This window comes from Pseudomonas sp. AP19, assembly GCF_001728855.1.
Lineage (GTDB): Bacteria > Pseudomonadota > Gammaproteobacteria > Pseudomonadales > Pseudomonadaceae > Aquipseudomonas > Aquipseudomonas fluorescens.
The window spans coordinates 57,940-83,438 of sequence record NZ_LXJP01000007.1 but is presented as its reverse complement, the minus strand read 5'-3'; the positions used below and the strand labels follow the sequence as shown (position 1 = coordinate 83,438).

The 25,499-nt window shown below is 59.7% G+C and carries 28 protein-coding genes and 2 pseudogenes; 7 read left to right on the top strand and 23 right to left on the bottom strand.

Annotation, left to right across the window (positions count from 1 at the left end):
* Positions 1-26 precede the first annotated feature (26 nt).
* A complete protein-coding gene (locus A7D21_RS07970; protein WP_053256443.1) occupies positions 27-338 on the bottom strand; it encodes a YXWGXW repeat-containing protein in 312 nt (103 codons plus the stop codon).
* A 225-nt stretch (positions 339-563) separates the two neighbouring features.
* On the opposite strand from A7D21_RS07970, the gene A7D21_RS35750 reads away from it, so the two are divergent.
* A complete protein-coding gene (locus tag A7D21_RS35750) occupies positions 564-704 on the top strand; it encodes a hypothetical protein (RefSeq protein WP_167422758.1) in 141 nt (46 codons plus the stop codon).
* Here the strand turns inward: A7D21_RS35750 and A7D21_RS07965 are convergent.
* Positions 701-949 carry a DUF1652 domain-containing protein gene (locus A7D21_RS07965; protein ID WP_053256444.1) on the bottom strand — a complete coding sequence of 83 codons (249 nt, stop codon included), beginning with the start codon at positions 947-949 and terminating at the stop codon, positions 701-703. The genes A7D21_RS35750 and A7D21_RS07965 overlap by 4 nt on opposite strands.
* A 246-nt stretch (positions 950-1,195) precedes the next feature.
* Here A7D21_RS07965 and A7D21_RS07960 point away from each other — a divergent pair, with 246 nt between their 5' ends.
* Positions 1,196-2,140 carry a sensor domain-containing diguanylate cyclase gene (locus A7D21_RS07960; RefSeq protein WP_069551414.1) on the top strand — a complete coding sequence of 315 codons (945 nt, stop codon included), beginning with the start codon at positions 1,196-1,198 and terminating at the stop codon, positions 2,138-2,140.
* A 288-nt stretch (positions 2,141-2,428) separates the two neighbouring features.
* Here A7D21_RS07960 and A7D21_RS34250 read toward each other — a convergent pair whose 3' ends face one another.
* The 6 genes and pseudogenes from A7D21_RS34250 to A7D21_RS07935 form a co-directional block, all read right to left on the bottom strand.
* Positions 2,429-2,689, bottom strand: a complete 261-nt coding sequence (locus A7D21_RS34250) for a hypothetical protein (protein WP_083272169.1) — start codon at positions 2,687-2,689, stop codon at positions 2,429-2,431.
* Positions 2,676-3,140, bottom strand: a complete 465-nt coding sequence (locus A7D21_RS07955; RefSeq protein WP_053256446.1) for a GNAT family N-acetyltransferase — start codon at positions 3,138-3,140, stop codon at positions 2,676-2,678. Before A7D21_RS07955 ends, A7D21_RS34250 begins: the two co-directional genes overlap by 14 nt.
* A gap of 83 nt (positions 3,141-3,223) precedes the next feature.
* Positions 3,224-4,133: pseudogene (locus tag A7D21_RS07950) on the bottom strand (helix-turn-helix transcriptional regulator).
* Between the two features lie 36 nt (positions 4,134-4,169).
* Positions 4,170-4,863: pseudogene (locus A7D21_RS07945) on the bottom strand (fumarylacetoacetate hydrolase family protein).
* 107 nt (positions 4,864-4,970) lie between these two features.
* Positions 4,971-5,300 (bottom strand): hypothetical protein, encoded by a 330-nt coding sequence (locus tag A7D21_RS07940; protein ID WP_053256540.1) that lies wholly within the window; start codon positions 5,298-5,300, stop codon positions 4,971-4,973.
* A gap of 337 nt (positions 5,301-5,637) precedes the next feature.
* Positions 5,638-6,075 (bottom strand): DUF3995 domain-containing protein, encoded by a 438-nt coding sequence (locus tag A7D21_RS07935; protein ID WP_053256449.1) that lies wholly within the window; start codon positions 6,073-6,075, stop codon positions 5,638-5,640.
* A gap of 92 nt (positions 6,076-6,167) precedes the next feature.
* Here A7D21_RS07935 and A7D21_RS07930 point away from each other — a divergent pair, with 92 nt between their 5' ends.
* Entirely contained in the window at positions 6,168-6,557 is a 390-nt protein-coding gene (locus A7D21_RS07930) for a DUF2946 domain-containing protein (RefSeq protein ID WP_069551413.1), read from the top strand.
* Between the two features lie 95 nt (positions 6,558-6,652).
* Positions 6,653-8,779: a TonB-dependent siderophore receptor gene (locus tag A7D21_RS07925; RefSeq protein ID WP_069551412.1), complete on the top strand. Its 2,127-nt coding sequence runs from the start codon at positions 6,653-6,655 to the stop codon at positions 8,777-8,779.
* Between the two features lie 80 nt (positions 8,780-8,859).
* On the opposite strand, the gene A7D21_RS07920 is transcribed toward A7D21_RS07925, so the two are convergent.
* The gene (locus tag A7D21_RS07920; protein WP_069551411.1) at positions 8,860-9,876 is read right to left on the bottom strand and encodes an ABC transporter substrate-binding protein; all 1,017 of its coding nucleotides are present in this window, start codon (positions 9,874-9,876) and stop codon (positions 8,860-8,862) included.
* Between the two features lie 132 nt (positions 9,877-10,008).
* Positions 10,009-10,458, bottom strand: coding sequence for a hypothetical protein (locus A7D21_RS07915; RefSeq protein ID WP_053256453.1), 450 nt, complete (start codon positions 10,456-10,458; stop codon positions 10,009-10,011).
* A 427-nt stretch (positions 10,459-10,885) separates the two neighbouring features.
* On the opposite strand from A7D21_RS07915, the gene A7D21_RS34245 reads away from it, so the two are divergent.
* From A7D21_RS34245 to A7D21_RS07900, 3 genes are all read left to right on the top strand, one after another.
* The gene (locus A7D21_RS34245) at positions 10,886-11,161 is read left to right on the top strand and encodes a hypothetical protein (protein ID WP_078828100.1); all 276 of its coding nucleotides are present in this window, start codon (positions 10,886-10,888) and stop codon (positions 11,159-11,161) included.
* A gap of 110 nt (positions 11,162-11,271) precedes the next feature.
* Entirely contained in the window at positions 11,272-11,502 is a 231-nt protein-coding gene (locus A7D21_RS07905; protein WP_053256455.1) for a hypothetical protein, read from the top strand.
* A gap of 60 nt (positions 11,503-11,562) precedes the next feature.
* Positions 11,563-11,799, top strand: coding sequence for a DUF2789 domain-containing protein (locus A7D21_RS07900; RefSeq protein WP_053256456.1), 237 nt, complete (start codon positions 11,563-11,565; stop codon positions 11,797-11,799).
* Positions 11,800-11,805: 6 nt separating this feature from the next.
* Here the strand turns inward: A7D21_RS07900 and A7D21_RS07895 are convergent, their stop codons facing one another.
* The 13 genes from A7D21_RS07895 to iolE form a co-directional block, all read right to left on the bottom strand.
* Positions 11,806-12,009 carry a hypothetical protein gene (locus A7D21_RS07895; RefSeq protein WP_053256457.1) on the bottom strand — a complete coding sequence of 68 codons (204 nt, stop codon included), beginning with the start codon at positions 12,007-12,009 and terminating at the stop codon, positions 11,806-11,808.
* Between the two features lie 114 nt (positions 12,010-12,123).
* A complete protein-coding gene (locus A7D21_RS07890; RefSeq protein WP_371859181.1) occupies positions 12,124-13,356 on the bottom strand; it encodes a methyl-accepting chemotaxis protein in 1,233 nt (410 codons plus the stop codon).
* A gap of 557 nt (positions 13,357-13,913) precedes the next feature.
* The gene (locus tag A7D21_RS07885; RefSeq protein WP_010564800.1) at positions 13,914-14,318 is read right to left on the bottom strand and encodes a TraR/DksA C4-type zinc finger protein; all 405 of its coding nucleotides are present in this window, start codon (positions 14,316-14,318) and stop codon (positions 13,914-13,916) included.
* A gap of 424 nt (positions 14,319-14,742) precedes the next feature.
* Positions 14,743-15,765, bottom strand: a complete 1,023-nt coding sequence (locus A7D21_RS07880; protein WP_024076018.1) for an ABC transporter permease — start codon at positions 15,763-15,765, stop codon at positions 14,743-14,745.
* 31 nt (positions 15,766-15,796) lie between these two features.
* Positions 15,797-17,350 (bottom strand): sugar ABC transporter ATP-binding protein, encoded by a 1,554-nt coding sequence (locus tag A7D21_RS07875; RefSeq protein WP_053256459.1) that lies wholly within the window; start codon positions 17,348-17,350, stop codon positions 15,797-15,799.
* Between the two features lie 63 nt (positions 17,351-17,413).
* Positions 17,414-18,349: a sugar ABC transporter substrate-binding protein gene (locus tag A7D21_RS07870; RefSeq protein ID WP_053256460.1), complete on the bottom strand. Its 936-nt coding sequence runs from the start codon at positions 18,347-18,349 to the stop codon at positions 17,414-17,416.
* Positions 18,350-18,397: 48 nt separating this feature from the next.
* Positions 18,398-18,583 carry a hypothetical protein gene (locus A7D21_RS36170; protein WP_073638504.1) on the bottom strand — a complete coding sequence of 62 codons (186 nt, stop codon included), beginning with the start codon at positions 18,581-18,583 and terminating at the stop codon, positions 18,398-18,400.
* 128 nt (positions 18,584-18,711) lie between these two features.
* Positions 18,712-19,740: a Gfo/Idh/MocA family oxidoreductase gene (locus tag A7D21_RS07865; RefSeq protein WP_053256461.1), complete on the bottom strand. Its 1,029-nt coding sequence runs from the start codon at positions 19,738-19,740 to the stop codon at positions 18,712-18,714.
* A gap of 156 nt (positions 19,741-19,896) precedes the next feature.
* On the bottom strand, positions 19,897-20,907 hold the full coding sequence (locus A7D21_RS07860; protein WP_053256462.1) for a Gfo/Idh/MocA family protein: 1,011 nt from the start codon (positions 20,905-20,907) through the stop codon (positions 19,897-19,899).
* An 18-nt stretch (positions 20,908-20,925) separates the two neighbouring features.
* Positions 20,926-22,857, bottom strand: coding sequence for a 3D-(3,5/4)-trihydroxycyclohexane-1,2-dione acylhydrolase (decyclizing) (iolD, locus tag A7D21_RS07855; RefSeq protein WP_069551410.1), 1,932 nt, complete (start codon positions 22,855-22,857; stop codon positions 20,926-20,928).
* A 57-nt stretch (positions 22,858-22,914) separates the two neighbouring features.
* Positions 22,915-23,736, bottom strand: coding sequence for a TIM barrel protein (locus A7D21_RS07850; RefSeq protein WP_069551409.1), 822 nt, complete (start codon positions 23,734-23,736; stop codon positions 22,915-22,917).
* A 25-nt stretch (positions 23,737-23,761) separates the two neighbouring features.
* On the bottom strand, positions 23,762-24,550 hold the full coding sequence (gene iolB / locus A7D21_RS07845) for a 5-deoxy-glucuronate isomerase (RefSeq protein WP_069551408.1): 789 nt from the start codon (positions 24,548-24,550) through the stop codon (positions 23,762-23,764).
* Positions 24,550-25,440 (bottom strand): myo-inosose-2 dehydratase, encoded by an 891-nt coding sequence (gene iolE / locus A7D21_RS07840; protein WP_053256466.1) that lies wholly within the window; start codon positions 25,438-25,440, stop codon positions 24,550-24,552. The genes iolB and iolE overlap by 1 nt, the downstream gene beginning before the upstream one ends.
* Between the last annotated feature and the right edge of the window lie 59 nt (positions 25,441-25,499).

Here is a 25,499-nt window from a genome sequence, read left to right as displayed (position 1 = left end):
TCGGTCCGCAGGCTAAGGATCAAATTTCAGCGGACCCAATGGCCTTCGCGCCAGTACCAGTTCGGGCCACGGGATTCCCAATGCCCAGGCTCCCAACGGGCATTACGCATCACCGGCTGCCAATGGCCCGGCACCCATGCATAGGCACCGCGTTGCCATTTCCAGTGGCCACGGTCCCACGCGTAGCCCGGGCGTTCGGCCGGGATCACTTCCACACGCTCGGCCGGAGGCGCCTGGCGAATGATCACTTCGGTCTGGGCAAAGGTCGGGGTACTGACAAGCGCGGCAAAGGCCAACGGGATCAACAAGGCATAGCGCAATTGGGCCAGTGTTCTCATGGCAACTCCTCCATACGGCGAACGAAAATGCTCGCTGCTGATGGGTTGAACGGTGCCTGGCGGAAAATCCGTCGCACGTCGCGCAGCTTTTTTTCGAGGCCGCGGCTCAGAGGAGTATTGCGCAGGGGATGAGCAGGTTTGATGAAATGTGTGCAAGCACCGCGACGGATGTGCGCAGGTGGCGGCGTTCAACCGGTAACGCCGCACACACCATGAGGAAATACCATGTCCCGTCGACTTTATAAGCTGGCTGCCGCCCTGTTGATCGTGAGTCTCAGCGGCTGCGTGATCCTGCCGGAACACCGGCATTGCTGCTGGCGCTACTACGGCGCAGTGTCCACGCCCAGCCGCACCGTCAACGGCTAGCCCACCGCCGCAAAGCCACGGCGCCCGGCCTTGATCTCGGTGCGCAGTTCGCCAATAAGGTTGGAGATGGAACGGATACTGTCCAGGCCTTGGGGCGACACCCGGGTGAGCAGCAAATCGACACGCCCGGACGCCGGTTCGAACACGCTGATACGCAGCGAGCCGTCGCTGTTGAGGCTGCAATCACAGGCCAGCGGCAGGAAGCCCACGGCCATGATGCGGTTGAGTTCAATGATCGAAATCATGCTGAGCCCCCCGTCCCTGGGTTCTACCCTGTTGATGTGATGCAACCAGCATAGATAGGGTTGTGCCTGCTACTGAGCAATTAATTCAAAAGTGATACCTGTGCCGCATTTTGCCCTGTAAAAGCGCGTGCGCTGGCGCCAGAAACCCAGCACACGACCTCTCGTCTGCCACTTTGGCGAAGGCTTGACTCACGGCGTGGTTCAAAAGACGCTCTTGGCATTTAGCCATCACTTGAGCCGCCCGCCATGAGCATCAACCCACCGAACCAGCCGGATAGTGACGTGTACAAGACGCTGCTGGAGTCGACCAGGGCGATCCCCTGGCGCATTGATTGGCAGACCATGACCTTCAGCTATATCGGCCCGCAGATCGAAGCGCTGTTGGGCTGGACCCCGCAAAGTTGGGTCAGCGTGGATGACTGGGTAGCTCGCATGCACCCGGACGACCGCGAATACGTGGTGAATTTCTGCGTGTCGCAATCGCGCGCCGGCGTGGACCATGAAGCCGACTACCGCGCACTCACGGTGAACGGTGACTATGTGTGGATTCGCGACGTGGTGCATGTGGTGCGCGAGGGCGATGAAGTCCAGGCACTGATTGGCTTTATGTTCGATATCAGCGAGCGCAAGAAGACCGAAGAACACCTGATCCGCCTGCAAAAACAACTGGAGGAGTATTCCTTCCAGGACGGCCTCACCGGCATCGCCAACCGCCGAATGTTCGACACCGTACTCGAACGGGAGTGGGCCAGCGCGCAGCGAAGCCAACTGCCGTTGTCGCTGATTATTCTCGATATAGATTTTTTCAAGCAGTACAACGACCACTACGGCCATATCAAGGGCGATGAATGCCTGCGCCAGGTGGCCCGAACCTTGTTACTGGCGGCCAACCGGCCACGGGATTTCATTGCACGTATCGGCGGCGAGGAGTTTGTGTGGTTGCTGCCGGAGACCGACGCGGCATCAGCCAGGCAGGTGGCTCAACGCTGCCTGCACCTGATCCGCCAGCAGCAGATCGAACACGAATGTTCAGCGGTGTCCCCACTACTGACACTGAGCCTGGGGGTCGGCACCCATGTGGTTACGTCGAACAGCGCGATGTTGGGGTTTGTTGAATCCGTCGACAAGTTGCTGTACCAGGCCAAACGCAATGGACGGATGCGTGCGGAGTTTGCCGATATTGAAAACTGACACCGAGGTCAAACGCCGGGCAAAAAAAATCCCAAGTAGCTGATGGAAACTTGGGATTTAAAAATGCATAAACCGTGGGAGGTGAACGCCCGGCAATAATACCCACTGTATAAACCTGTAACAAGATTATTTTAATCCTTTCGTCGGATTAAAAACGCCGTAAGTCATTCAATAACCACACAATTTTCAGGGTCCACAAGACTCGTTGTGCCACTTTTTGGTGCAATGGACGGTGATAACCCCGACTAACTAGCGGCTGTAAGTCCGCTATTAAAATAGGGTTATTGCCTATAACGGCGCGACACTTTCGGAATAACGCTTGTTCAGTTGCTTACAGACTTCGGGGGACTCAAAGCGTGCAGGTGATGCCGCGCGAGCCACGTTTTCCAGATGTTTGCAGAGTGCCAGGCGCTCTGCTGCCTCTAGGCGATCACGGTCTACCTGAGCGTTAAAGCGTATAAAACAGATGCCGAGCAGCACCGCGACACACAGAACGCCGATCGAAAAATAGCGAAAGCTGTTGGCCGCAGCGGGTTCAGGTAGGTTCATTGTTTTGCGGCGCCCTGCTCTTTTCATAACGCACATCGTCGCCGTCGACCTGTCCCACCTTCGACCAACCCAGTCGCTGGTAAAACCCATTGGCCCTTATTTCATCACGCCCATCCGTGACCAGAAACACGCTGTCGTGGCGCTCAAACAAGGCGGCTTCAGCCACCGCCATCAGTCGGCGGCCCAAACCACGGCCCTCGTAGGCTGGGAGTACAAACATCGCGAACACCTCGCCTTCGGCCAGGTCGACCATGGAAAAAGCGGCGAGCACGCCATTCACTTGCGCGACCCATATACACGGCGCTTCGCGGATGCTGTCTGCCAATACCTGCGGCGTGATACCCAGGTCGGCCAGCTGTTCATGACTCAAGTGGTTTTGCCGCACGGCGGTGCGGATGGCAAACACGGTGTCGATATCCGCGAGCGTCGCCAGCCGTATAAGGGTTTCCATAGGCGCCTCCTCCCCACAAGCACGCAATTGTATGCAAATAGAAACCTATAAATTGTCGTGGTTTTGTAAGAGACAGCGCGCGACTACAAGGAATCTGTCTGCTGGCGACGACGGAACTGCCCCGGCGCCACGCCGTGGGCCTTACGAAAACAGCGGGAGAAATACGCTTGATCAGTAAACCCACAGCGCTCGGCGATCACACCGATCATTTGCGCGCTGTTGAGCAATAGGGTGCGCGCCAACTGCATGCGACGGTCAAGCACCCACTGGGAAAAGGGTTTGCCGGTTTCCTTGCGCAGCAGATGGGTGAGGTAGTTGGGTGACAGGAACGCAGCCGCCGCGGCGTCGGTCAGGTTGAGGGTCGGCTCGTGCAGGTGCTCGCGGATATAGCCCTGCAGGCGTGCCAGGGCGTCTTTTGCGACCGCGCTGTGTGGCGTTGTTGGCGGCCAACGCCTGCAAGGGTTCGGCGTACTGTTCGCAGACGAGGCCGATCAGTTGGAACAGATAGCCTTTTAGCCGCTCACGCGCGCCGAACGTGCGCTGGGCGTCCAGGGTGCGCATATGGGCGAGCCAGGTTTTCACGTCGTCGAAGGCCGCGTCGTCGAGAATGAAATCCAGTTGTTCCTGGAAGCGAAACGGCGACAACTCTGGCGCCTGGCCGATGGGGATGTCCTCCAGGTCCAACGGATCGCAAGTCAATTGCGGCAGGAAAAACCCCTGGCTGAAGTTGATCAGCATGAACTCGCCGTCTTGCGGGTGGGGAATCACATGCAACCGATGGGGCAGGATAAACGCCACGGCTTTGTGCGGAAACGCCCGCACCGCGCCACCAATATGTTGCACGGTGTCGCCGCCCAGGTTGATCTGGATCTGGAAGTATTCATGCCGATGCGGGCTGGTCAGCGCCGCCCGCCCGCGTTTATCGCGGATATAGAAGTCGGGGCGGTCGCTGCGTTGTTCCATGCCATAGGTGGTAACGCGGGTGCCTGGCATAACGGTCTCTCGGGTGGCCTGGGCACCACTTTAGCCTCAACCTTGGCCGAGGGTGAAACTCAACGCGCCCACGCCGTCGATGCCGGCGGTGACCCCATCCCCTGGCTGCAACACGCCGACGCCCGCTGGGGTGCCGGTAAAGATCAGGTCGCCGGCCTTGAGCGCCACGGATTTCGAGGCGTGGCTGATCACTTCACTGACCGACCAGATCTGATCGGCCAGGTCGCCGACCTGGCGCTGCTCACCATTGACCTTGAGCCAGATTTTGCCGTTTGACGGGTGGCCTACTGCACTCACCGGCTGCAACGCAGTACAGGGCGCCGACTCATCAAAAGCCTTGGCCCATTCCCACGGGCGGGAGAGTTTTCGCCTGGGCCTGCAGGTCACGGCGCGTCAGGTCAATACCGACGCCATAACCCCAGATATGCGAAAAAGCCTGTTCCGGGCGGATATCCACCCCGTCTTTGCCGATGGCCACCACCAGCTCGACTTCGTGGTGCAGGTCTGCGGTCAACGGCGGGTAAGCAATCACCCCTTCGGCCGGCACCACCGCGTCCGCCGGTTTCATGAAGAAAAAGGGCGGCTCGCGATCCGGGTCATGCCCCATTTCACGGGCGTGCTCGCTGTAGTTGCGGCCCACGCAGAAGACGCGACGCAACGGGAAACGCGCGTCGCTGCCTTGGATGGCCAGGGATGGGGTTGGCGCGGGGGTGAATACGTAATCAGTCATGGCCTGTGCCTCTTGGTTTACCTGGCGCCAGTATGGCGAGGCCCGCCAGGGCAAAGTTGGACAGGTCTACGCAGATTTTGCACTGGCCAGTGCAAATCGCCCGTGGGTCATTTGCGCGCCACTTTGTAACGCAGGCAATCCTGATAAAAACTCTGCCGAATCGCCTCCGGCTTAAGCCGTGAACGGCTGTCATACGTCTGTTCAGTGATGCCCATCGCCATCATGCGCATCCACGACTTGCTGAACTTGATGGTCTGGATCTTCTGCCGCGCGGCATACAGCGACACGCCCGACAGTTTGAGTTCCTGAGCCCTGGCGGCGGTGCCTGCGCCCCAACTGCACATGTACTTGTCACCCTCGCGCAGTTCCCGTGCCTGCACAGCAGCCGCACCGCCAGCCAGGGAGCAGGCGATCAGCATCATTCCAACAGTGCGCATTTGCATCCCCACCTAACCACCTGAAAATAAAAGTGATTCTGGCGAGAATTTTTTTACAAAGGGGCCATTAAATTGCCTTATCGACGACTTATCGCTGCTGATAGGTCGCACTCGCGCGGTTATCCCGGCAGGCATAGACCGCCGTGATGTCGAGGTGATCGTTCTGGCTGGCGCAATGAGCTGGGTCGCTTAATACACTAACAAAGAGTCTCTCGATCATGACTTCAACGAGTATCTGAAATTAGGAAAGGCCAAGAAAATCCCGGGTTCCATGTCCAACTTGTACTTTATTCAACCATGAGCGCTTGGCTTGATGAACGATCAGGCATTCGGCCACTCACCCCCACGCCACCACCAACAACCCCACCCCCAACACCAAACACAACGGCGAATAAAAATACGTGTCCAACCTTGCAAACCTGGACCCACCCACCTTCTTGAAAAACCCTACCAACTCCGAATCCCCAATCGCCCTGGCAAACATGACCAAGGCTATCGCGCTGATCCCCCACTGCAGTGCGCCATGGGACACCGGTGAGAAATACAGCCCGGCCCGCAGGCAGACCAGCAAAGCAATCGCCACCAACCCCATCGCGACGAGGAATGTGCCGAGTGCCGAGGGCTTGAACGCTGGCCTTGGCCCGCGGGCGAATTCGCCGGGCAGTTGGGGAATGGCCGCAACGCTGCCGAGTTTGCCACCGGCGGCCCAGTACAGGTGCACCATGCTGATGCAGGTAAAAACCCCGACGATCCACCGTGCGATGACAAAGCTCATGACTGGCTCTCCCTGAAAGGTGCGCATGAGGATAGTCGCCCTGAGATTTTTTGTAGGCATTTCGTCGGAGGCTGATGGTAAAGTGCCGCCCCATGAAAATCGCCCGTACCGACCGCTCGCTCATTGCCTGGATGCTTTATTGCTGCGTCCTGTTCAATGTGTTCGCGTGCAGTATTGGTCACGGGCAGATGCTGGGGATGCAACTCAACGGCATCGGTGGCCAGTTCTGTACAGTGGACCCGCGCACCCAGGCGCCGGCGCAGACTAACTCCACGGATGAGAACCTGCCGACGCTGTCCAAGGCGTTCGGCTGCCCGCTTTGTTCGACCGGCGGCATGGGCCCGGCACTGAGTTCCAGCCTGAATGTGGCGGTGCTGCCACAACCTCACGCGCCACCACCGGCCGTGGTTCTCGCCGCCGACATCCCTGCCCGCTTCACCTGGCCCACGGCCAACCCTCGCGCGCCGCCCGCGTTCGCCTGATTCCTTCGCTTTCCGATCTGCACCGGCCACCGTTCCCATTGGGGAATACGGGCGGCTGTGCGTTGTTTTCAAGCCAAGTTTTTCAGGATTCAACCATGAAACATTTACCCTTGTTGGCGGGCCTGTTCGGCTGCCTGCCTGTCGGTGGCTGGGCGCTGGAGTTAGCCCCCACCACCATTGATGGCGAACAATCCACTGAGCCGGGGCTGGCCCTGGATCAATCCAGCGGCATGGCTTCGCGGCTGGGCTTAAGCGTGCGGGAAACCCCGGCGTCGGTGGCGATCGCCACTCGCAGTGATATCGAGCGCCATGGCGCCAAGACCTTTCGCGATGCGGCCAACACGTTGCCAGGCGTCAACGCCAGTGCGCCGCCCGGGTTCGGCGGGTTTGTGTCGTATCGTGGCTTTACCAGCAGCCAGATCACCCAGATGTTCAACGGCATCAATGTCGCCACCGGCTTGGCGCGGCCGGTCGATGCGTGGGTTTACGACCGGGTGGAATTGGTCGGTGGCCCCTCCTCCTTGATCAACGGCGCCGGCTCCGTGGGCGGCTCGCTGAACTACGTGACGAAGCTGGCGACCCGTGAGGAACAGGCCGCCGAAGGCCAGCTCACGTATGGCAGCTACGACACCGCCGGCATGGCCTTTGGCCTCAATCACGCGCTGACCGAACCGGGTGCCGAGGTGCAGCATTACGCGCGCCTGGACGTCAGCCGTAACACCAACCACAGCTACATCGACCGCGACCAGCGTGATGCCTGGAGCCTGGCGTTTTCCCTGCTCAGCGACCTTACGCCCAACCTGTCCCACACCCTGGCCCTGGAATACCAGGATGAACACGAAGACAGCCCGTATTGGGGCACGCCGGTGCTCAATCCCAAGGCCGGCGAGTTGAAGATCGACAAACGCAACCGCTTCAACAACTACAACGTTGCCGATGGCCGTTACGAACAGCGCACCCTCTGGGCGCGCTCGATCATCGACTACCGGATCAACGACAGCACCACGCTGAAAAACACCCTTTATCACCTCGACAGCCAGCGCGACTACCGCAACCTGGAAACCTACCAATACAACACTGACAATAGCGCGGTGAACCGCTCGACCGCTTATCAAGTCCGGCATCAGGGCGAGCAGAACGGCAACCAGTTCGAGCTGCGCCATGACGACACATTCTTCGGCCTTGCGACAACGTGGTCGGGCGGCTTTGAGTACAAAGTCAACAGCACCACCAACAACCCGCTGAACGTGCCGGGTAACAGCACGGTGGACCCGAACAACTACAACCCTGGGCATTTCTACGCTATCCCAGGCACCAAGCCTGGCTTCGTCAAAGACAAAACCAACCAAGTCACCACCCAGGCACTGTTCGTGGAGAACCGTCTGGGCCTCACCGATAAACTCTCGCTGCTGACGGGTTTGCGTTACGACGCTATCGACCTGGACGTCACCAATCACCGCAGCATCACCGCCACCAACCCACGGCATTTCAAGCGCAGCTGGGAGCCGGTAACCGGCCGCGTGGGCCTGACCTACCAGTTCATTCCATCGGCCAATGTGTATGTGCAATACAGCACGGCGGCTGAACAGCCATCAACCACCACCCAGGTCTTCGACGTGTCGACCGGCAAGCAGTGGGAAGTGGGCAGCAAGTTCGATTACCTCGACGGTCGCGGCTCGGCCACCGTCGCGGCCTACAAGATCGAACGCAAGGATTTTGCCGTCACCAACCCGTTGGACCCGAACAACAGCATCCCGGTGGGTGCCCAGACCTCCAAGGGCATCGAGCTGGCCAGCTCATTGCGCATCACGCCAAGGCTGCTGGCCGAGGGCAACGTTGCCTGGGTGGACGCCGAGTACGATGACTTCAACGAGAAAGTCGCCAGCGGCGCGGTGGTCTCACGCAAAGGCAACACCCCCACCAACGTGCCCAAGCGCGTGGGCAACCTGTGGCTGACCTATGACGTTTCTGAGGATTGGCAAGGCGGTGTGGATGCGCGGTATGTCGCTGAGGTGTTTGCGGACAATGCCAACACTCAAACGGTGCCGGCCTACACGCTGTTTGGGACGTTCCTGCGCTACAAAGTCGACTCGCACACGTCAGTAACCGGGCGGGTGCGTAACCTGACGAATGAGGTGTACGCCGAGTTTGCGCATGTGTCGCCAGCGTATTACCTGGGCTCACCAAGGACCTTTGAGGTCGCGGTGCAAACCAGGTTCTAACGCTGCTTTGCGCTTAGAACGGTGGGAGCGGACTTGCCCGCTCCCACCTTTGGATTTCCATTCCAAACAACGACCATCGGTTACTTCAGGCTCGCCTGCACTTTCTGCGCCACGTCTTCCGTCAACCAAGCCTTCCACACCTCAGGGTGCTCTTTTAGAAATGCCTGAGCCACATCCCGTGGCGGCGTGTGGTTCTCACTCATCGATGCCAGCGATTTATTCAGTGGCTCGATCGGGAACTGAACCTTGGTAAAAAACTCGGCAATCTGCGGGTGGTCTTTTTGGAACGGCGTCGACACACCAATACTCAACTTGGACGCCAGCGACCGAGTCGGCCTCGGATTGGGGTTATCCGCGTCGGTGAGGGTCTTCCAGGCATCGGCGTCAAACGGCGGCTCTTGCAACTGGATCAATTTGTAACGCCCCATCAAGGGCGTCGGTGACCAGTAGTAGAACAATACCGGTTTGCCTCGACGGATCGACGACGCAATCTCGGCATCGAGTGCCGCACCGGAGCCGCTGCGGAAGTTCACGTAGCTGTCGTTCAGGCCGTAAGCCTTGAGTTTCTGTGCGTTCACCACTTCCGACGTCCAGCCGATCGGGCTGTTCAGAAAGCGCCCTTTGCCAGGGGCCTCGGGGTCCTTGAACACGTCCTTGTAACGCGCCAGGTCCTGCACGGTCTTGAGGTCCGGCGCGAACGGCTTCAGGCCTTTGGCGGGGTCGCCCTTGACCACGTACTCCGGCACCCACCACCCCTCGGTGGCACCCTTGACCGTATCGCCCAAGCCAACCACTTTGCCTTCGGCTTCCGCCTTGATCCAGACCGGACTGCGGCCGGCCCACTCTTCGCCAATCACCTGGATGTCATTTTTCGCCAAGGCGGTTTCCAGGGTGATGGTGGTGCCGGGCAAGGTGTCGGTGGGCAGGTCATAGCCCTTCTCGACGATAAACCGCAGCACCTCGGTGATGAGGCTGCCGCTTTCCCAGTTCAGGTCGGCGAAATGCACCGGTGCCTGTGCGGCCGATATCGGCAGTGAGGCCACCGACAACCCCAGGGTCGTCAGCGACGCCGCCAACAGCGATCTCAATCCTTTCATGCCTTTGCACCTCGCATTTTCACAGCCATCGCGGAAGGCTTTGCTGCGGATGCGCGAAGCCTCTGAATAGTTAAGTCAACTCAACTGTAGTAGAGGTTCCGGGAGAGCAAAAATACACGCGGTGTCTGGCGACTATTCGCTGGCCTTGAAGGTCACCAGTTCGCCCTTGCGCCACTTGGCGGCCTTACCGGTCACGGCCTTGAGGGTTTTGGTCAGGCCTTCCTGCAGTTGCTCATTGGCGGCAAACACCAGCATCACGCTGTGGCCTTCCTTGAATACGATGCCCTGCCCTTCAGTGGAAGACACGAAGGCGTAATCGCCCAGGCCATACACCGTCAACTTGATGTCGCGGAACTTCAACTCGAACTTGCCACCTTCACGACTCGGCAGCACGGCCGCGCGGAAATGGTCACCCACCTTGAGCTCCAGGCGCGGCTTGTCATCCACGACCAACGCCGTTTCGGTATCGATCTCGGCGATGTAGATGCCTTCCGGTGTCTGTTCAGTGATGTAAACGAAACGGGATTGAAACTGCTTGACCAACTTTGCGCGCAAATCACCCAGCACGAATAACGCGTGCATATCCAGATTACTGACTGCCAAGGAAACGCCCCCACATCAAAAAGAACGCCGACCGCCAAAGCGGGCAGCACAAAAAAACGATCCGCCGCCACAAAAAAGTGCGCGTAGCCACGATCACACATTCGTTAAAATACTGAAGAGAACCCGCTGCTACGTCATGAGACTAGTACAGGCGTGCGCGATGGACCTTATGCAAGGTCATCTGGCGCAACAGACAATCACAGATTCAACGGCCCGAGAACACGGGCCGATCAGCTTCAGAGAATAACCCAGTTAAAAACGCAATTTCCGACAACCTACACATAACAAAATACCTGGTTTGGAACCAAGCATCGGCTGCCGACGACAATACTAAAACAGCAACACGGGTTAAAACCACCCGAAACGCTGCTGGTGAGTCAACAAGATTGATCGACAGGAGCTGGCCATGCAATCACGCCCACACGACGCTACGCCGTCCCGCACTCGTTCATCACGTCACGACGAGCGCCAATACTACTGCCTAGATTACCCCAACGGGTACCCCAATGCCGTTCTTTACCAAGTTGTACCGGCCGGGCGCAGTTTCTTTCATATTCTGGAAGTGACCAGCGGCAGGATCAGAGGTTTTCGCAGCACGCACGCTCAGGCCTGCGAATTGGCCAAACAACTCGAAGCCAGCCTGCACGCCACTTACGGCGGGTTCGTTTCGTCGTCTGGATGACTTTACTGCGCCGTCGCCCGTCAACAACTGCCATACTGCCCCGTCCATTGAAGTTTGCCCCCAGCGGGTCAGGTTTCATCAGTGCAGTTACCTAGAAGGGAAGGCTATACGTGACGGAATTTGATATTGGCGAATTTTTCATCCATGGCGATGCGAGGGAAGTAGACGGTGAGTTTCAAGCGGTGATCATCATGCGGGCCAAACCACCGCTGACCACGGTCACCACGCATCAGGTAGAAAAAGATCGTTGGTTCAAGACTGTCGACGCCGCCGCCATCGCGGCAAAGGATGCCGCCAGGGCGCTGAAAACCGCCGTGGACTCGGGGGCACTTAATTCCTGAACTCTGCCGCGCCCAGAGCCTCACATGCACAACGACCATCACCCTGCATGGAGAATGATCATGGACGCGCCAATCCCAACCCTTGAAACCCTGTTTGAACAACTCGGCCTGGATTCAAGCCCCGAAGCCATCGACGCATTCATCGGCGCACACACGCTGGATGAAGACGTCAAGCTGATCGATGCCCCTTTCTGGACGCCGCAACAGGCGGCGTTTCTCAAGGAAGAATTGCGCGAAGACGCCGAATGGGCCATCCCGGTGGATGAACTGAACCAGCGTCTGCATCAACCGCACTAAGCTCCGTCAATGCAGGCTGTCTGACTGTTCCAGGCGCATCAGCGCCTCCCAGGCAGCCCTGCACTCCTCGGCTTCATCACGACTGGCGAACGCGGTGCCGCGTTGCTCGCCATTGAGCAACACCACCCAACAGGCTTTCTGACCCAGCGCACGCAGGGCTTGTGGTACGCCACTGCCGATCATCACGGCGACATCAACCTTGTTTTGCATGGAGCCTCTCCGCCACATTAGTTAGCTGCCTAACAATGTTGGCCATGCTACGGTTTTATTCCAGTTGGAAAAAGCTATCTGCGGAATAGCTCCATTGCATAAACAGCAACAATCCTAACGCTCGGCTTTAGCACCCTCCGGTTTATAGCCCAGGCGCAAACCACCCCAATGCCTGCCCCTGACCATAATCGGCACTGACAAGTCGTGCATCAATTCGCCGGTATCACGGGTATAGGTCTGTAACAACACCGCTTGTTGATGGCTGCCGCAACGAATGCCAGTGCGGTCGTCGAATTTGCGTTTGGTGCGGTTCTGCAGCGCATCGACCTGATCATCACCGGTGAGGGGGAGAGAGAACGCCTTATTGTGCGTTGGCACATAGCCCTGAGGTGTGCAGGCAATGGCGAACACCAGCCCTTCATGGCGCGGCAGCAACGCCTCCTGGATCGCCGGTAAGACTTGGTCGGTGTAACCATCAAAACGCGTGTGGTATTTGCTTGGGCGGGTATTCGGGATCGGCGTGTAGCTGCGGTCAAACAAGTCCTCCAGGCTGATACGGTTTTGCAGCAGATCAGCCTCGAACTGTTCGGCAATGTGCGTGGCCCCTTCACGGGCCAGGTCGTAGATGCGCTGGTGATAGTCATCCAGGCCGACCTCAGCCAGGCGTTCGCTGATGGTTTCCGCCTGCCCTTCCATTTGCACGGCGACATCAGCCAGCTGCCGGGTTTGCTCGTCGCTCACCGTCAAGTCGCTGCGCATCTGCTCCACGGCGTGGAACAGGCTGTCGAGTTGCGTACGGTTGGTGTCGGTGCCCTGCGCAATTTCATGGACTTGCCCTTCCACATCCGCCGCCAGGCTGGCGATGTTTTCCAATTGCTCGCCGGCGTGCTCCACCTGCTCGACGCCGATGTGCAGGTCCGCCGACAGTTGGCGAATCTGCTCAACCACTTGAGTCGTGCGTTGTTGGATATCCGCAACCATCACCCCGACCTCGTCGGTGGCCGTGGCGGTGCGTCCGGCGAGGCCACGCACTTCATCGGCGACCACGGCAAAGCCGCGGCCGTGCTCACCCGCACGTGCCGCTTCAATCGCCGCATTCAATGCGAGCAAGTTGGTCTGGCTGGCGATGGATTGGATCACCAGGGTCACGCGCTGGATTTCCTCACTGCGCTGGCTCAAGGCTTCGATCAGTTCACGGCTGGCATTCGCGCGCTGGCTGAGCTGGCGCATGCGGGTGATCGACTGCGCCAGCACTTCACGCCCTTGCGTGCTGCACTGATGCGCCTGGCTGGCCGCGCTGAGGGCTTGGCGGCTGAGCTGGGAAGTGACCTGTTCGGTGCCGATCATCACTTCGGCATTGCTGACAATCTGCTTGGCGGCGCTCAGCTGCGACTGCACCCGCGCCGCCAGTTGCTTGACCGAATAGGCCACGCCGGCCGCGGAAAGCGCGTTATGGCTGGTGGTATAGGAAAGATCGCGGGTCAGTTCGCCCACCGTGTCGGCGGCCTGGGATGGCTCCACGCGGGGCGCACGGGGTTTAAGCGCAGGCAGCCAGATGACCAACAAGGCCAGTGGCACGCAGAGGTACAGCGGCAAACCGGCAAATGCCAGGCCCAGCAATACCAGGACCAGGGCGGCGCTCTGCACAAGCTGCGTCGGCCAACCGGGCAGCACGCGCGCCACCGTGTGCGGTGGCACTGCTGCGCCTATCAGAGATCCGTCTCCAGCCATCGTCGTTACCCCGCTGCTTGTCATTATTGTTCACGCATTAGACGCCAGTATTGGGCCATTATCCATGGGCCTTTAGTGGAGTTCCTGCAGTAGATCAATAGACAGGGGTGTCGACGGTATTTCTGGACACCGCATGCACGGTGTCCACGTTCAGCACAGCAGCCTTCAGCGTATCAGGCTTGACGCTGGTGCTTGTCGATCTGCTCGTGGCGCTCTTGCGCTTCGATGCAGTATTTAGTGGTCGGGCTGATCAGCAGGCGCTTGAGGCCGATAGGCTCGCCGCTGTCGTCGCACCAGCCAAAAGAGTCTTCCTTGATGCGTTCCAGCGCGCGCTCAAGCTGCGGCAGCATACGCTGGTCGCGGTCGATGGCATTCACCAGCCAGGTGCGCTCTTCTTCCACGGAAGCAGCGTCAGCCGGGTCAGCCGGGGTGTCCAGGCTTTCGATGGCGATGCGGTTCTGCTCAATGCGCTCGTGGTGTTCCACCTTCATGTCTTGCAGCAACTGCTCGAAAAAAGCGTGCTGTTCGGCATTCATGTAGTCATCCGCCGGCATGGCCAGCAACTTTTCCTTTGTCATTGATTTCTCTATAAAAAATACGTGCATTAAGGCGAATAAGGGAGCTTCCCGGAAGGCCTGTGCAGGTCTCGGAAAGGCGCCATCCATTTCAAGCGCCACCCGGCACTCAATTTACGAGGGGCGGCAGTCTAAGGCCGACTTGAGGGCTCAGCAACTGAAAAGACAGGCATTTTTTCCCAATTAACCCCCAAAGGCACCAGGACGGGCTTGGCGAATGGTCATCGGAGTGCGTTTATAGCAAGAAATTCAGTCTTGTGGAGCTATATAGAAGACAAACGGTTAGAACTCATCGGCGCAGATCCAACTGTGGGAGCGGGCCTGCTCGCGAATACTGAGTGTCAGGCCGCGCATCGGGCACTGATACAGCGCTTTCGCGAGCAAGCCCGCTCCCACACGTTGCTGCTTTGCCAGTTGTAAATCTGCGTTAGCGCTTAAGCTTGCGCTTGTTGCGATACTGGTCGATTACCACCGCCACCACGATGATCAGGCCCTTGATGATGTCCTGGATGTACGCATCCACCCCGACAAAGGTAAACCCGCTGGCCATCACCCCGAGGATCAACGCGCCGATCACGGTGCCGGTGATGCGCCCTACCCCGCCTGCCAGGCTGGTGCCGCCGATGACCGCTGCGGCGATCGCGTCCAGTTCATAGGACATGCCCATGCCGGCCTGGCCGGTAGCGGCACGCGCCGACGCGACAACCCCGGCCAGGCCCGCCAACAGCCCGGCAATGCTGTAGACGATGATCAGATGGCGCTTGACGTTGATCCCCGAGGTGCGCGCCGCCTGCATGTTGCCGCCGATGGCGTAGGTGTACTTGCCGTACTTGGTGTAGCGCAGGGCGATATGGAAGATCACCGCCACCACCAGGAAGATGATCACCGGCATCGCACCATGACCAATCGCCGTGTAGGAATCCGAAAGCATGCTCACCGGTTGGCCTTCGGTGTAGTAACGCGCCAGGCCCCGCGCCGAGACCATCATGCCCAGGGTGGCAATAAACGGCGGGATCCCGGTTACGGCGATGATACTGCCGTTGATCGCCCCCGCCAGCAGCCCTACCCCCAGGCCCATCGCCACCGGAATCCACACCGGCAAGTCGGTCAGGCTGGGGAACACCGCGCGGGAAAAGTCCGAGGTTTGCGCCAAGCTGGCGGCGATCATCGCCGATAACGCCAACACCGAGCCGGAGGACAGGTCGATACCGGTGGTGATGATCACTTGGGTCACACCAATCGCCAGCAGCCCGATGATCGACACTTGCAGGATCATCAGCACCAGGCGCTGGGAGTTCATCAGGAAGCTCTGGTCACGCACGATCCAGCCGAACAGTTCAAACACCAGGCCGATGCCGATCAGCACCAGGAAGATGCTCAGCTCGGTGGGTAAACGCCGACGGTGCTTGACCGGTGCCGTGGCAGGCTTGTTGTCTGTTATTGCGTTCATAGCCAATCACCTTCTTATTCTGTGCTGTTCGTCAGTGGACTACGGTCATACCGGAAGCCAACTGCATGACTTTTTCCTGGGTTGCATCCGCGCGGTCGAGGGTGCCCATCAGTTCGCCTTCGTGCATCACCATCACCCGGTCGCTCATGCCCAGCACTTCCGGCAGCTCGGAGGAAATCATGATCACCGCCATGCCTTCGCTGGCGAGGAAGGAAATCAAGCGATAGATCTCGGCCTTGGCGCCCACATCGATGCCTCGGGTCGGCTCATCGAGAATCAACAACCGTGGGTTGGTCATCAGCCAACGCGCCAGCAGGGCTTTTTGCTGGTTGCCGCCGGACAACGTGTCAATGCACTGCTCAAGGGATGGGGTTTTCACCCGCAGCTTCTTGCACATGTCTTCGCACAAGGCGCGCAACGCCTTCTGCTGGATAAAGCCGTTGCCCGAGTAAAGCGGCAACACGGCCATCTCCATGTTTTCCAGGACCGACAGGCACGGGAACAGGCCGCTGAGCTTGCGGTCTTCGGTCAACAACGCAAACCCCTTCTCGATGGCCATGTGCGGGTCGCTGATGCGCACCGGCTTGCCATCGAGGGTGATCTGCCCGCCAGAACTTGGGGTGATGCCGAAGATCGTTTCCGCCACATTGGTGCGGCCCGAGCCCATCAACCCGGCGATGCCGAGGATTTCACCGGCATGCAGATCGAATGACACGTCCTTGAACACACCGTCCAGGCGCAGGTCGCGCACCGACAGCAGCAATTCGCCAATGGGCGTCTCGCGCACCGGGAACAGTTGGCTCAGTTCACGGCCGACCATCATCGAGATCAGGCTGTCGCTGTTCATGCTGTCGGCGCGCTGCAAGCCGATGTAATGGCCGTCGCGAAACACCGCGACTTCATCGGCAATGGCGAACACTTCGTTCATTTTATGCGTGATATAGACGATGCCTTTGCCTTGGGACTTGAGGTCGGCAATGATCGAAAACAGGTGGGCCACTTCCTTCTCGGTAATGGCTGACGTCGGTTCATCCATGATCAGAATGTCGGAGTCGTAGGACACCGCCTTGGCGATTTCGACCATCTGCCGCTCGGCGATGCTGAGGTTACCGACGTGCTCTTCGGGGTCCAGGTTGATACGCAAGCGTGCCAGCAATTCGGCAGTGCAACGGTGCATTTCACGGTGGTTGACCATGTGCAGGCTGTTGAGCTGCTCGCGACCGATCCAGATATTTTCGGCGATGCTCATGTGCGGCATCAGGTTGAGTTCCTGGTGGATCATCGCGATCCCGGCCTTCTGCGCCGCCAGCGGCGTTTCGAACACAATCGGCTTGCCACGCAGACGAATTTCCCCTGCGTCGGGCTGGTAGATACCGGCGATGATTTTCATCAGCGTCGATTTGCCCGCACCGTTCTCGCCCATCAGCGCCAGCACGGAACCGGGGCGTACCCGCAATTGCACATCGGCCAGGGCCACGACACCGGGAAAGCCTTTGCTGATGTTGACGATTTCCAGCAGGTAGGGTTCTTCCTGCAGCACGGGCTGGATGCCGGGAGGCTGCGAGGCGGTGGCTTGAGCAAGCATATCGGGTACTCCATCAGCAGAGCGACCGTGGCCGCCCTGCTTGCTTATAATTGTTATGAAGGGCTACTTGAAGTCTTTGACGTTATCCGGCGTGATCAGCTTGAACGGGATGATTACGTTCTGCTCGACCGGCTCCTTCTTGGCCATCTTGCGCGCCGCTTCCACCGAACCGACCGCCTGGCCCTTGGCGTCCTGGAAGGCCGACGCGGCCATGTCACCCTTGGTAATGGCGTTCAAACCGTCCGGCGTGCCATCCACCCCGGCAATCAACACGCTGCCAGGCTTGGTACCCGCCGACTTGAGGGCCATGGACGCGCCAATGGCCATCTCGTCGTTGTTGGCCAGAACCGCATTGAATTCGCGACCCTGGGTCAGCCAGTCGTTGACCAGGGTCATGCCCTTGTCCCGCAGCCAGATGCCGGTCTGCTCTTGCTCGATGGTAATGCCGGGGTATTTGGCGAGGACTTCCTTCACGCCTTTGGTACGGTTGGTGGTGGAGTTGTTCGCCAGGTCACCCAGCAGGATGACGATCTTGCCCTTGCCGCCGAGCTTTTCGGCGATGTACTGCATTTGCAGGCGACCGGCCTCGACGTCATCGGACGTCACCGCAACGACATCCTTGGGCAAGTCTTTTTGGTCAGGGCGACGGTTGACGAAGACCAGCGGAATGCCCGCCTTGGTGGCGGCACTGATAATGTTCTTGGTCGAGGCGGTATCGACCGGGTTGACGATAATCGCGTCGACTTTCTGGCTGATAAAGTTCTCGACCTGGCTCAGTTGCTTGACCACATCGGCCCGAGCGTCTTCGAACTGCAGCTGTACACCGTCACCTTTGGGATACGACTTGGCTTGCTTGTCCATGTCTTCGCGCAGGTAGGTCAGGAACGTGTCATCGAAAGCGGACATGGTCACGCCCACCTTGATATCGGCGGCCGCGGCAAAACCGCTGGCAAGCAGCATGGACAAGGCCAGTGCGGTGAATCGGATCGGGGTCTTCATGAACGGTCTGTCTCCAATTTCTTGTTGGTTTTGTGGACGTTGCGTTTATCAGCGCGTGGCTGGCGAAGACGGCAGTTGAACCACCGGTGCGCCCGGAATGCAGCACACCAGCGCGCCGTTGTTTTCGACGCACAGCACATTAAGGAAGGAGAAATAAAATGGCCGCGCGCGGGGCAGACCGCGGGGCGCTTGAGCAGGGCGTAAAACTCGCAGTACAGCGTTGAAGATTTTCATCTGACGGTACCTGGTTGTTTTTGATCTTGTTTTTGTAGAGTCGCTCGAATCGAGTCCGAGACGTACTTTATGCAACCTGGAAAAGACTTTATTGGAAAATAATTTCCATATCAACCTGTTTTAGAATTTTATTCTATTTTTGTTGAAACCACCTGCTGGCGCTCGTTGCTAAGGCGCGCGGCGTCCAATATACGGGTGGTTTCCAATGCATCATTGGCATCGACCGGCAGCGGTCCCAGGCCTTGCACAGCACTTTGCAGCTGGCGATAGAACTGCGTCCAGCAGCCTTTCTCCGACGGCACCCGTTCACGCTCCTCACCCTGTTCAAACCAGCCCCAACGCCGATGCTCTTCAGCCCCCCAGTGCTCGCCTTCGGTTTTCGGCGACTTGCCCGCCATCAGAGCGGCTTCCTGACCGTCCAGCCCCTCCACGGTGTAACACCCCAAGGTGCCACTGACGCGAAACCGCGGGGCCTGGCTGTTTTGCAGCGCACTGCCCCACAGGTGAGAAATCACCCCATTGGCGTGCGTCAGGGAAACGAAAAAGCCGTGATCGAGGCTCGGATGTTGCGGGCTGAATTGCAGTTGCGCGAACACCCGGTCCACCGGGCCGAACAATTGCAGCGCCTGGTCCACCAGATGGCTGCCCAGGTCGCGCAACCAACCGCCGCCGCTGGCATTGCCCACCGCGTCCGGGCTGTAGCGTTCGACGCGCGACTCAAAGCGCGTAACGGCGCCCAGGGCGCCGGCGTCGATCAATTTGCGCAGGGTCAGGAAATCCGAATCCCACCGCCGGTTCTGGTAGACGCTGAGCAACACGCCCTGGCGTTCGGCGGCCGTGATCAGGGCCTGAGCCTGTTCGGCATTGGCGGCGAAGGGCTTGTCGCTGACCACCGCAACCCCGTGTTCGATGGCCTCCAGCACCAGGGCCGGGCGACCTTTCAGCGTGGTGGATATCACCAGCGCATCGACACCGGCCTCAACGATCTGGCCAATGGAGTCGAAGGCCTTGAGGCCTGGATGGTCGCTCGCCAACTGTAGGCGACGCTCAGGGGAACGTGTCACTACGCCCACAAAGATTACGCCGGGCAGGGTTGCGATCAACGGTGCGTGAAAATACCGGCCGCCGTGGCCGTAGCCGACAAGTCCGATTCGCATATATGCGCTCCTTCATGAAGTGGAAACCCGATCTGAATGTGGCAGCTGGCTTGCCTGCGACAGCGGTGTATCAGGCGGCATCAATATTGAATGTGCCGCCGTCATCGCCGGCAAGCCAGCTCCCACACCGACCGAGTGCGTTCAGTGGAGTGGGGCTCAGCCGTAGAAAGGTGGGCGCGGTGGCAAGCTGACCTTGATGATCTGCTCGCTGCTCTGCGCTTCGATACACGCGTCCGCCGCCACTGCCGCCGCAAACCCATCCCACGCCGACGGCCCGCCGACGTGCCCGGCGCGCACGCTGTCGATGAAGGCCTGCAACTCGACGTCGTAGGCGCCGATAAAGCGGTCTTTCCAATCCATCAGGATCGCATTCGACAGCTTCGCGCCACTGCGCAACTGCACCTGGGACGGTTCCGGCAGCTTGGCGATACCGGTCTCCCCCACCACTTCGCACTGGATGTCGTAGCCGTACTGGCAGTTCACAAACACTTCCACGTCAATGCGCGTGCCCTTGGCGGTTTCCAGCAGAACAATCTGCGGGTCGCGCAGGTGGGCCAGGGCCTTGCTGGTCTTGCGCGGGAACACCACCTGCACCGACACGTAGTCGTCGTTGAGCAACCAGCGCAACACATCCAGCTCGTGGATCAACGTGTCGGTGATGGCCATGTCGGTCTTGTAGTTCTCGCCCACCGTCGGGTTGCGGTGTGCGCAATGCAGCATCAACGGCTCGCCGATCTGGCCGCTGTCGATCACAGCCTTGAGGGCGCGATAGCCTTCGTCATACGGGCGCATAAAGCCCACTTGCACCAGGCGCTTGCCGTAGGCGACTTCCGCATCAACAATCTTGCGGCAGCCTTCGGCTGTCACGGCCAGGGGCTTTTCGCAGAACACCGGCTTGCCGGCGGCGATGGCGGCCAGCACGAATGCCTCGTGGCTCGGGCCCCAGGAGGTGACCAGAATGGCGTCGACTTGCGGCGAATTGATCAGCGCATGGCCGTCGGCGTACACCTCGGCGTCCAGCTTCAAATCGGCCACGACCTTGGCAGCTTGCTCAAGGTTGATGTCGGTCACCGCAACCACCTGGCTGTTAAGCAAGGTCTGGCTGCAACGACGAATGTGGTCACGGCCGATGGCGCCCGTACCGATTACACCTAGCTTCAAAGACATACCAAACTCCTCTTGTTATTAGTACTGCCGGGCCTTGGCCAGCTGTTCATTGAGTTTTTTCGCCGCCGCATTCGTGCGTTCGCTGGTGGACACCTGGGCCACACCCACCCGCCACCACGACAGGTAGCCGTGGATCATGGTCTTGGGCAGTACCTTGATATCAATCAACGTCGATACCGTTTGTGTGCGCGCATCGGCCAGCGCCGACTCAAGCTGTTCCACGGTGCTGACCTTATAAGTCTTGCAGCCATACGCCGCCGCGCTCATGGCGAAATCCACCGGCACCAGGCCGCCGTCGAGCTTGCCGCTCTCGGGGTTGCGGAAGCGAAATTCAGTGCCGAAACTGTCCATGCCGTTGCCGATCTGCAGGTTGTTGATGCAGCCGAACGCCATGTTGTCCAGCAACACCACGTTGATCTTGCGCCGCTCCTGGATCGAGGTGGCCAGCTCCGAGTGCAGCATCATGTAAGAGCCATCGCCGACCAGCGCGTACACCTCTTTGGACGGCTCAGCCAGCTTCACGCCGAGGGCGGCGTTGATCTCGTAGCCCATGCATGAATAGCCATATTCGACGTGGTAGGTGTTGACGCCTTTACTGCGCCAGCTGCGCTGCAAATCGCCAGGCAGGCTGCCGGCGGCGGCGACGATGATGGCGTCATCGGCCAGGGTGTCATTGAGCACACCCAGTACACGGCTCTGGGTCAGGCACGAGCCGGTCAGTTCGATGAATTCGCGCAGCACCGCGCGATCCAGGTGGTCATCAACCTGCGGAACAAAATCATCACCGCTGTATTCCACGTGATGCACGCGGTCCACTTCCGCTTCCAGCTGCGCCTTGGCGTCGCAGACCTGCTCGCCCCAACCGGCGCGGTAGTCGCCCAAGGCGTCGGCCAGTGCCTCAAGGCCCACCTTCGCGTCCGCCAGCACTTGCACGCCGTCAAGCTTCACGGCATCGCAGGGGCTGATATTGAGGTTGAGAAACGTCACCTCGGGGTGCTTGAACAGCGATTTGGAGGAGGTCGTGAAGTCGGTATAACGCGTGCCGATGCCGATAATCAGATCGGCCTCGGGCGCCAGCAGGTTAGCCGCCAGGCAGCCGGTCTCACCGATGCCGCCGACGTTCAGCGGGTGGCTGGACACCACCGCACTCTTGCCCGCCTGGGTTTCAGCAAAAGGAATCGCAAAGCGTTCGGCAAAGGCTTGCAACGCAGCATTTGCCCCGGCGTACTTCACCCCACCGCCGCAGATGATCAGCGGCTTGCGCTTGCCGCGGAAGGCGGCCAGGGCGTCAGCGATCATCGCGTGGGTGGCTGGGCGACGCTCGATACGGTGCACGCGTTTTTGCAGGAAATAGTCCGGGTAGTCCCAGGCCTCGGCCTGCACATCCTGAGGCAGCGCCAAGGTCACCGCGCCGGTTTCGGCGGGGTCGGTGAGCACACGCATGGCGTGGATCGCGGCGCTCATCAACTGTTCGGGACGGTTGATGCGGTCCCAGTATTTGCTCACCGAACGGAACGCATCGTTGGTGCTGATGCTCAGGTCGTGGAATTGCTCGATTTGCTGCAACACCGGGTCAGGCTGACGGCTGGCATACACATCGCCCGGCAGCAACAGCAACGGGATTCGGTTGGCCGTGGCGGTCGCCGCAGCGGTGAGCATATTGGCCGCACCCGGGCCGACCGATGCGGTGCACGCGTAGATCTTGCGGCGCAGGTGCTGCTTGGCAAAACCGATGGCGGCGTGGGCCATGCCCTGCTCGTTGCGGCCCTGATGCACCACCAGGTCGCCGCTGTCCTGCTCCAGGGCCTGGCCCAGACCGAGCACGTTGCCGTGACCGAAAATGGTGAATACACCGGCGACAAACTTGCTCTGCACGCCATCGACTTCGACGTATTGGTTATCCAGAAACTTCACCAGGGCCTGGGCCATGGTCAATCGTGTTGTGGTCATGTTCGCACCTTGTATGAATGCAAATCTGTCGATCAACAGTGATCTCAGGGGGGAGCGTCAGGGCCGGGCGTTTTGCAGATGGGCGATGCTCGCGCCCAACGCCTGCCGAATATCTGCCAGCCCATGCACGCTTTCAGCAAACGGCTCGAACGACAGATAGCCGCCGTACCCGGTACTGAGCAAGGTGTCGATCTGCGCGGCATTGCCGAGGATATCGCCCTCGCCGACCAGCACGCGGTGGCCGTCGCGAATCGAATTCAGGGGCGCGTCTGCATCCTCGACGCCGGAGATATGCACCAGCCCGGTCAGTTCCGGGAAGAACTCATGCTCGCGGGCCAAGTGATGGTGAAAGGTGTCGTGCACCAGGCGGAACACATCCAGCCCACCCATCGCCTTGATCGCCTCCACCGCCACGCGCTTGCGTCGCAGGGCACATTCCTCGAACCCCAGGGGCTCGATAAACCCCTGAATCGCGTATTCACGCAGGATCGGCGCCAGCTCGCTCAACGCCGTGCGCAAACCGGCGGCACGCTGGGCTTCGCTGCGCGCATCGCCGCGCTCATTCAGCGGGCACATCACCAGGCCTTGCGCACCGCATTCGCGGGCATAGGTGGCGAGGGCGATCGCCTGGGCGCGACGCTCATCGTTCCACACATCGAACGGGTACAGCGCGTTGATCGACAGCACCGTAATGCCCTGCTCTGCGCACAATTCGCGCACGCGGCTCGCCGGGGTGCCGAACTCGATTGCGTGCCCCTTGAGGTCGTTGCGAATCTCGATGGCATCGCATTTGAGGGCCACGGCCAACTGGATGAAATCCGGCAGGGAAAGGTCGGGCGCAACCATACGGTTAAGGGCAAAACGTAGAGACGACTGCATTGTTATTGTTCTCCGTCCTAACCGATTAGAGGTCCAGCAGCCAGCTGTGCTGTGGGTCGTTATGGAAATGCCAGGCGCGCTTGGGACCCGCCATCACGTTCAGGTAGTACGACTCGTAGCCATACGGCACGCTGACCGGGTGATACCCCTTGGGCACCACCACCAAGTCGCTGTTTTCCACGGCCATGGCCTGGTCGATACTGCGGTCGTCGGTGTACACCCGCTGGAACACGAAGCCTTGCGGCGGGTTGATCTGGTGGTAGTAGGTTTCTTCGAGAAAACTCTGGTGCGGCAGGTCATCGGTGTCGTGCTTGTGTGGCGGGTAGCTCGACGAGTGCCCGGAGGGCGTGCGCACTTCCACCACCAGCAGCGAATGGGCGGGTTCGCTGTCGGGCAGGATGTCGCACACATAACGGGTGTTGGCGCCTTTGCCGCGTACGCTGCGCTTGCACTGTTCAGGACGGATCAGGCGCGGTTCAAAGCCCTGCGCACCGGGCGCGGCGCACACCGCAATTTGCACGTCGCTCAAGGCGGTAATCTGCGCCTCGGTACCCGGTGGCAGGTAGGCGGCGAAGGGTGACTTGTCTTCAAACACCGACTGACGATCGCCGAGGCTCTGCCAGTTGAAGCCCTCGCCTTCGATATTCACCCGGCCGCTGAGCAGCACCAGGCACACCTCTTTATCGCCGGCGCTGACCGGCAAGGTTTCACCGAGGCTCAGGCGGTAGGCGGCAAAGCCCACGTACTCCAGGCGCCCCGCTTCCAACGCGACCATGGTTTGCCCGCGTTTGCTGCTTTTGACCAACAAGCTCATCACTCAGTCCTCTGGTTGAGAAGCGCGCGCAACGTGTCATAGCCCTTCTTCGCATAGATATAGCTGGGCGCCACGGCCGGGTCCTGCTCAGCCTCAACCACCAGCCAGCCCTGGTACTGCGCGGCCAGCAATACATCGAGCAGCTCGGCAAAGTCGATATCGCCATCGCCGGGCACCGTGAAGGTGCCGTTGACGATGCAGTCCGGAAAGCTCCACATCTGATTGCGCGCCAGTTGCACCACCGGTTTGCGCACGTCCTTGAAATGCACGTGGCAGACGCGATCGATGTGTTTGCGCAACACCTCGATCGGCTCGCCACCGCCCATGTAGCAGTGACCCGAGTCGAACAGCAGGCCGACTTCCGGGCCGGTTCGGCTCATCAACTGGTCAATGTCCTCCGGCGACTCGACGTAGGCGCCCATATGGTGGTGGTAAGCCAGGCGCACACCCTGGGACAGGGTGAAGCGCGCCAATTCGGTGAGTTTGTCGGCATAGTCCTGCCAGGCCTGTTCGCTGTGCAAACGCGGGCGTTCGATCAGGCGCACTTTCGAGCCCTGGATAGAGTCAGCCACTTCGCCGTAGACCAACACAGTGGCGCCGTTCTGTTTCAGCAATTCGACGTGACCGGCGATGGCCTCGATTTCCTCGGCGACCGAACGCCGCGCCAAGCGGCTGGAGTACCAGCCGGAGACCAGCGCCAGGTCATAGGGGCGCAACACATCGCCAACCCCTTTGGCGTCCTTGGGGAATTTGCCGTTGAGTTCAAAACCTTCGTAGCCGATTTCCTTGCCTTCGCTCAGCGCAGTGCTCAGGGGCGTTTCGCCGCCCAGGGCCGGGAGGTCGTCGTTGCTCCAGGAGATCGGGTTAATGCCAATTCGGATTGCGGGCATGGCTGCACCTATTGTTTTTATCTGACTTAAGCCTGGTGAGGTTTGCTTGGTGTGGTTGA